The organism is Oerskovia sp. NPDC060287 (assembly GCF_042726775.1).
In the GTDB taxonomy this organism is placed as follows: domain Bacteria; phylum Actinomycetota; class Actinomycetes; order Actinomycetales; family Cellulomonadaceae; genus Oerskovia; species Oerskovia merdavium.
Genome location: NZ_JBHXBO010000252.1, coordinates 1 through 5,859, shown reverse-complemented (window position 1 = coordinate 5,859; position 5,859 = coordinate 1). Strand labels below are relative to the sequence as shown.

Genomic DNA, 5,859 nt, shown 5'->3' with positions numbered 1-5,859 from the left:
GTCTTCTCAGAGCGAGGCGCCCCAGCGGTAGCCGACGTACGCGAGCGCGACGCACACCACGAGGATGCCGATCGAGTACGCGAACGCCGTGCCGTACCGCTTCTGCTTGATGAGCTGCACGGCCTCGTAGCTCGCGGTGCTGAACGTCGTGTATCCGCCCAGGAAGCCCGTCCCGATCACGGCGCTGACGTCGGTCGAGGCGATCTTGCTGACGACCAGGCCGGTGAGGAGGCCCAGGACGAGCGAGCCCGACATGTTGATGATCGCCGTGGGCCACGGGAAGGCGGTCTTGACCTTGGAACGGATGAGCCCGTCGACCACGAAGCGGGTGCCCGCGCCCAGACCGCCCGCGATCGCGAGGAGGAGGAAGATGCCGAGGGTCATCGCTTCGTCCCCTCGTCGGCGGTCTGCTTCTGGGCGTTGACCTTGGTCGCCACGACGATCCCGGTGAAGGTCGCGACCGCACCGACGAGGACGGTCGCGAGGACGTAGACCAGGGCGAGGTCGACGCGCGACTTGTCGAGCAGGACCGCGGTGTCGGTCGCCAGCGAGCTGTACGTCGTGAAGCCGCCGCAGAAGCCGGTACCGAGGAGCAGCTTGAGCCGGGGACCGCGCGGGTCGCCCGGCAGGCGGCGGGCCACGGCCTCGTAGAGGTAGCCCAGCAGGAAGGCTCCGACGATGTTGACGATCGGGATCGCGATGGGCAGCTGGTCGATGTCGGGGACCGCGAGCGAGACGCCCTCACGGCCCGCCGCGCCGAACGCCCCACCGATCATGACGAGACCGATCGAGGCCCAGCGCAGATAGCTGGGCCTGGTCGCGGCGGCCATCAGCGCGTCACCCAGGGCAGCGGGGACTCGACCCCGGGAGCCCTGGCCGGGACGACCACCACGGGCCGGTTCTGCCGGTGCGCGAGGTGTACCGCGATCGACCGGTTGAAGAACTCCTGGACGCCGCCGCCGAACCCACGCTCGTGCGTGCCGACGACGATCATGGCCGCGTCGACCGTCTCCGCGAGGTGCCCGAGGGCCTCCGCGGTGTCCCCGACCAGGAGCCGCGTGCTCCACCGCACGCCGCTCGGGTCGAGCACCGACGCGAGGTGCGCGGCGAGCGCGGGGTCGAACTCGTCCTCGCGCTCGTCGTGGTAGTCCGGGTCGATCGGCGCGGACCGCACCGCTCCCGTCGAGTCCTCCGCCACGGCGTACCGTCCCGCGTTCACGTGCGCGCAGATCAGCTCGGTGCCGAACTGCGTCGCGAAGCGGGCCGCGTCGTGAAGGATGTGGTCGGGTTGCCCGGGGGCAACGCCGAGGACGACTGGTTGCGGGTCGAGCCCCGTGTTCTCTCCCATGCTTCGAGGGTAGGTCGGAACGGGGCGGGGTGCCCGAGGAGGTCCCGCGGACGGTGGTTCGAGCGTGGACATCGTCCCGCCGAGCGGTCGTGTGCTCCCTGGAGCCGGTTCTTCGGCAGGATGGGGCCGCCGCGGACCCGTCGACCGGCCGCGGCGCCAGGCAGGGGTGTGCCGCCTCTCTTGATCACCTTCCACCGAGGAGACACATGTCCGACCAGTCCCGCAGCATCTCTCCGGGCAGCACGCTCGACCGGGGCGCTCCCGCGGCCCAGGCCGTGCCCGCAGCGCCGAGCCTGGCGCCCCTCGCAGCCGTGCTGCTCATGGTGCTCGCCGTCCCGCTGTGCTTCTTCCCCGCACTCAGGATCCTCGCCGTGGTCCCGGCGGTCGTCGCGGTCGCGCTGGCCGTCGTCGGCATGGTCCAGGAGCGCCGGTCGGAAGGAAGCCGGCACGTGCTCGCGGTCGCCGCCGCCGTCGGAGGGCTGGTCGTCCTGGTCGTCACGGTGACGCTGCTCGTGGCGGGTGGCGGGACCCACGCGGGGGCGGGGGCGGGTGCCGAGCCGTCGGCAGGTGGGGTGATCGACGAGCACGAGCCTGCGGCGACCCCGACAGGGCTCCCGGTCGAGCCACCCGCGGCGGCCGGCGGCACGGACCTCGTGCTCGGCACCGGCGTCGTGGTCCCCGAGCACCTCGTACTCGCGGCGGCGGAGCCCACGGGGCACCTGAGCGACGACGGGACGCGCGCCGAGGGCACCGGGTTGCCCGTCACGATCACCAACGGCGACGACCGCGAGCACGTGCTGGCTCTCGAGATCCACGCGCTGGACGCCGCGGGTGAGGTGCTCCTGTGGGGCGCGGCGACCGAGGTCGTGGTGCCTCCGGGCGAGAGCGTCCAGCTCCAGGTGTTCGACTTCGACAAGCCGTCGGCCCTGGACGCACTGGAGCGCGCCGCGACCTTCCGGCTCAGCAGCCTCTACGTCGACGTCGAGGCGCCCTTCGCGACGTGACCTAGAACGGCGCCACCTTGCGGGCCGGCGGGAAGATCGCGTCGAGCGCCGCGAGGTCCTCGGCGGACGGGACCCAGGCGCCCGCCGCGGCGTTCTGACGGATCTGCTCGGGCCGCGTCGCCCCGGCGATCACGCTCGACACCTGCGGCTGCGCGAGCAGCCACCCGAACGCGACCTCGACCTCGGTCACGCCGCGCTCGCGCGCGAACGTGTGGAGCGCCTTCAGCGCGTCCCAGGGCGCGGACTCGAGGAGGTGCGGCTTGCTGTGGACCAGGCGACCGTCGTCGGGCCCCGTGCCGTCCGCGTACTTGCCCGTCAGCAGGCCGTTCGCGAGCGGGAAGAACGGCAGCACGCCCAGCCCGTAGGCCTTCGCCGCGGGCAGCACCTCGAGCTCGGCCTCGCGGTCGATCAGGTTGTACTGGTTCTGCGCCGACACGAAGCGGACCGTGCCCGCCAGGCGTGCCTGGTACTCGACGTCGGCGATCTGCCAGCCCGCACGGTTCGAGTGCCCCACGTAGCGGACCTTGCCCGCGCGGACCAGGTCGTCGAGCGCGGAGAGCGTCTCCTCGACGGGAGTGCGCTTGTCCGGGGTGTGGAACTGGTAGAGGTCGATCCAGTCGGTCCCGAGGCGCCGCAGCGACGCCTCGACCGCCTTGACGACGTAGCGGCGCGACCCGCGCGCCCGGAAGTCCTCGCCGTTGGCCCCGTGCATGGGCATGCCGAACTTGGTCGCGACCACGACGTCGTCCCGGCGGTCGCCGAGCGCCTTGCCCAGCAGCTCCTCGCTCAGGCCGGGGCGCGCGCCGTAGACGTCCGCGACGTCGAAGAACGTGATGCCCGCGTCGAGCGCGGCGTCGATCAGGGCCGTGGCCCCCTCGAGGGACTCGGTCGCGGTGTGCGGGCGGCCCAGGTTGTTGCAGCCCAGGCCGATCGCGGAGACCGCGAGGCCGGACGAGCCGAGGCGACGGACCTCGGGGCGGACGGAGGCGGTGGGTGAAGAAGTCGTCATGCGCCCGACTGTACGTCGCCGGCCGGGGTGGGCTGCGCCGTCGGACCGTCGTCCCGGCTGGTGGGATCCGGCGCCGCCGCGGGGATCGACGCCGCGCGCCCGGCCACCCAGCCCACGAACCGTTCGAGCGGACCGCGCCCCAGCATCCACCGCCACACCGTCGCGAAGACCAGGCTCGCCACGACGAGCATCCCCAGCTCGCCGTTGCCGGTCCCCGCCATGAGCTGGTCCTCCCACGCCCAGATCGCGAGGATCTGCAGGCAGTAGACCGTCAGCGCCATGGACCCCACGGCCGCGAGCGGGGCCAGGACACGCAGCACCGCACGGCTCGACCCGAGCAGGAGGCACAGCCCCAGGACCGCGAGCGCGAACCCACCCGAGCCCAGGACCTCGAGCGTGGTGTTCGTGTGCGGCCCGGCGAGCCACAGGTAGTCCGACGTCGGCAGGGGGGACGACCACGGCAGCGGCTCGGGCTGGTAGATGCCCGACGCGTCCGCGGCCTGCTGCTCGATCCGTGCCGCCGGGCCGCTCCCCGCGAGCACCGCCGTCAGCCAGCCACCCGTGACGAGCGCCGACGCCATGTAGGCGGCGAGCGACGTCACGAGGCCGCCCGCGAGCAACGACACCTGCAGACGGCGCGAGGCCAGGTCGAGGCGCCCGACCGCGAGCCCCCCGAGCACGAACGCCATCCACACGACGGCCGGGTACGTGCCCGTCAGGAGGAAGTCCGTCAGAGCGCCCGAACCGTCCATCGGCAGCCAGAGCTCGGCCCGCAGCATGACCTCGGGCAGCCAGTACGCGACCGGTGGCCCCACGACCGCCACGACGAGCGCGAGTCCCGCGAGCCGGGGCGGCGACCACCGCAGGAACGGCAGCGCCAGGACGAAGTACGCCGCGTAGAAGCCCAGGATCAGCGCGACCGGCGTTCCCAGCAGGTCGAGCAGCCCCGCGATCGCGAGGAGCAGCACGGCTCGCACCAGGATCCGCGTGCGCGCCTGGAGCGCCGGCACGCCGACCAGCGGGGCGCGGCGTCCCGAGACGAGCGCGAGCGAGACGCCCGCGACCAGGGCGAACAGGATCGAGGACCGGCCGTGCACGAGCGAGAGCCACCCCTCGCCGGTCGCGAAGTCGTCCGACGTCACGCCCACGTGCGCCGCGAACATCCCCAGGATCGCCAGGCCGCGCGCCAGGTCCACCCCGGGGACGCGGTCTCCCGCAGGCAGGAGCAGGTCGGCGTGCCGCCGCCAGAACCCGCCCGACGGCGTCGAGAGGCTCGGGAGGGACAGTTCGGCCGCGGGTGTGGTCACGGGAGAATCCTGCCCCCGGGAGCGCTCCGCGCGTGCGGGACGCACCGGACGCGGCGGCACCCGACAGGGCCTCGCGGCGACGTGCGACCCGCACCCCGACCCTCCACCGCCCATGATGTGAGAACGGGGCTGTGGTAACCGTGGAAGCGTTCTACCGTGCAAGCATGACCCACACCCCCACGCCGGACCAGGACGTCACCGTCGACGCCGCGGCCGACACCCACGCGCCCGACGCCCCCACCGGGGCCCTGGGCAGCACTCCCAGCATGGAGTCCGAGTCGTACACCCACGGCCACCACGAGTCCGTCCTGCGTTCGCACCGGTGGCGCACCGCGGAGAACTCCGCCGGGTTCCTCCTGCCGCACCTGCGCCCCAACCACGCGATCCTCGACGTCGGCTGCGGCCCCGCGACCGTGACCGTCGACCTCGCGCGGCACGTTCCCGGAGGCACCGTGATCGGCGTCGACGCCTCGGCCGCGGTGCTCGACAGCGCCCGTGAGCTCGCCGCCGGTTCCGGGCTCAGCAACGTCTCGTTCCAGCAGGCCAACGCCTACGAGCTGCCGTTCGCGGACGACACGTTCGACGTCGTGTTCGCCCACCAGCTCCTCCAGCACCTGTCCGACCCGCTCGCCGCGCTGCGCGAGATGAAGCGCGTCGCCAAGCCCGGCGGCCTCGTCGCCGTGCGCGACGCCGACTACGCCGCCATGACCTGGTACCCCGAGTCGGCGGGCCTCACGGAGTGGAACGAGCTCTACCACGAGGTCACGCACGCCTACGGCTACCAGGCCGACGCGGGCCGGCGCCTCCTCGCCTGGGTGCAGGAGGCCGGGTTCGACCCCGCCGGGATCGTGCCGTCCGCCGGGGTCTGGTGCTACTCGACCCCCGCCGACCGCGCCTGGTGGGGCGGCCTGTGGGCCGAGCGCTGCATCGCCTCCAACTTCGCCGTCCAGGCCAAGGAGTCGGCGCTCGCGGACGACGTCGCCCTCGAACAGCTCGCGCAGGAGTGGCTGCGCTGGGCCGAGGAGCCCGCCGGATGGTTCGCCGTCCTCAACGGCGAGGTGCTCGCCCGGGTCTAGCGCCGCCGTCGGGCCACGTCCCCGCGCCGGAGGCGAGCCGACGGACCCGCGGACGCCACGCTCCGCACGCACCAGCACGACCACCACGAGAAGGCCGCGGACCCCTGCCCAGGGG

Annotated in this window: 7 protein-coding genes; 2 read left to right on the top strand and 5 right to left on the bottom strand. The window is 73.3% G+C overall.

The window, feature by feature from the left end:
* Window positions 1-6: 6 nt before the first annotated feature.
* From crcB to ACFWFR_RS16785, 3 genes are read right to left on the bottom strand one after another with little or no spacing between them, the layout of a single operon-like run.
* Window positions 7-384, bottom strand: a complete 378-nt coding sequence (crcB, locus tag ACFWFR_RS16795) for a fluoride efflux transporter CrcB (RefSeq protein ID WP_377623745.1) — start codon at window positions 382-384, stop codon at window positions 7-9.
* The gene (locus ACFWFR_RS16790) at window positions 381-830 is read right to left on the bottom strand and encodes a fluoride efflux transporter FluC (protein WP_377623743.1); all 450 of its coding nucleotides are present in this window, start codon (window positions 828-830) and stop codon (window positions 381-383) included. The genes crcB and ACFWFR_RS16790 overlap by 4 nt, the downstream gene beginning before the upstream one ends.
* Window positions 830-1,348 (bottom strand): universal stress protein, encoded by a 519-nt coding sequence (locus ACFWFR_RS16785; protein ID WP_377623741.1) that lies wholly within the window; start codon window positions 1,346-1,348, stop codon window positions 830-832. Before ACFWFR_RS16785 ends, ACFWFR_RS16790 begins: the two co-directional genes overlap by 1 nt.
* 206 nt (window positions 1,349-1,554) lie before the next feature.
* Here ACFWFR_RS16785 and ACFWFR_RS16780 point away from each other — a divergent pair, with 206 nt between their 5' ends.
* Window positions 1,555-2,352 (top strand): hypothetical protein, encoded by a 798-nt coding sequence (locus ACFWFR_RS16780; RefSeq protein WP_377623740.1) that lies wholly within the window; start codon window positions 1,555-1,557, stop codon window positions 2,350-2,352.
* A 1-nt stretch (window position 2,353) separates the two neighbouring features.
* On the opposite strand, the gene ACFWFR_RS16775 is transcribed toward ACFWFR_RS16780, so the two are convergent.
* Complete coding sequence (locus ACFWFR_RS16775; RefSeq protein WP_377623738.1) at window positions 2,354-3,361, bottom strand: aldo/keto reductase; 1,008 nt, start codon at window positions 3,359-3,361, stop codon at window positions 2,354-2,356.
* On the bottom strand, window positions 3,358-4,668 hold the full coding sequence (locus tag ACFWFR_RS16770; RefSeq protein WP_377623736.1) for a heparan-alpha-glucosaminide N-acetyltransferase domain-containing protein: 1,311 nt from the start codon (window positions 4,666-4,668) through the stop codon (window positions 3,358-3,360). Before ACFWFR_RS16770 ends, ACFWFR_RS16775 begins: the two co-directional genes overlap by 4 nt.
* A gap of 266 nt (window positions 4,669-4,934) precedes the next feature.
* Here ACFWFR_RS16770 and ACFWFR_RS16765 point away from each other — a divergent pair, with 266 nt between their 5' ends.
* Window positions 4,935-5,744, top strand: a complete 810-nt coding sequence (locus ACFWFR_RS16765) for a class I SAM-dependent methyltransferase (protein ID WP_225220271.1) — start codon at window positions 4,935-4,937, stop codon at window positions 5,742-5,744.
* Window positions 5,745-5,859 lie beyond the last annotated feature (115 nt).

Coding starts and splice junctions, on each gene's coding strand:
- crcB (WP_377623745.1), bottom strand. CDS start 384: ATGACCCTCGGCATCTTCCTCCTCCTCGCGATCGCGGGCGGTCTGGGC.
- ACFWFR_RS16790 (WP_377623743.1), bottom strand. CDS start 830: ATGGCCGCCGCGACCAGGCCCAGCTATCTGCGCTGGGCCTCGATCGGT.
- ACFWFR_RS16785 (WP_377623741.1), bottom strand. CDS start 1,348: ATGGGAGAGAACACGGGGCTCGACCCGCAACCAGTCGTCCTCGGCGTT.
- ACFWFR_RS16780 (WP_377623740.1), top strand. CDS start 1,555: ATGTCCGACCAGTCCCGCAGCATCTCTCCGGGCAGCACGCTCGACCGG.
- ACFWFR_RS16775 (WP_377623738.1), bottom strand. CDS start 3,361: ATGACGACTTCTTCACCCACCGCCTCCGTCCGCCCCGAGGTCCGTCGC.
- ACFWFR_RS16765 (WP_225220271.1), top strand. CDS start 4,935: ATGGAGTCCGAGTCGTACACCCACGGCCACCACGAGTCCGTCCTGCGT.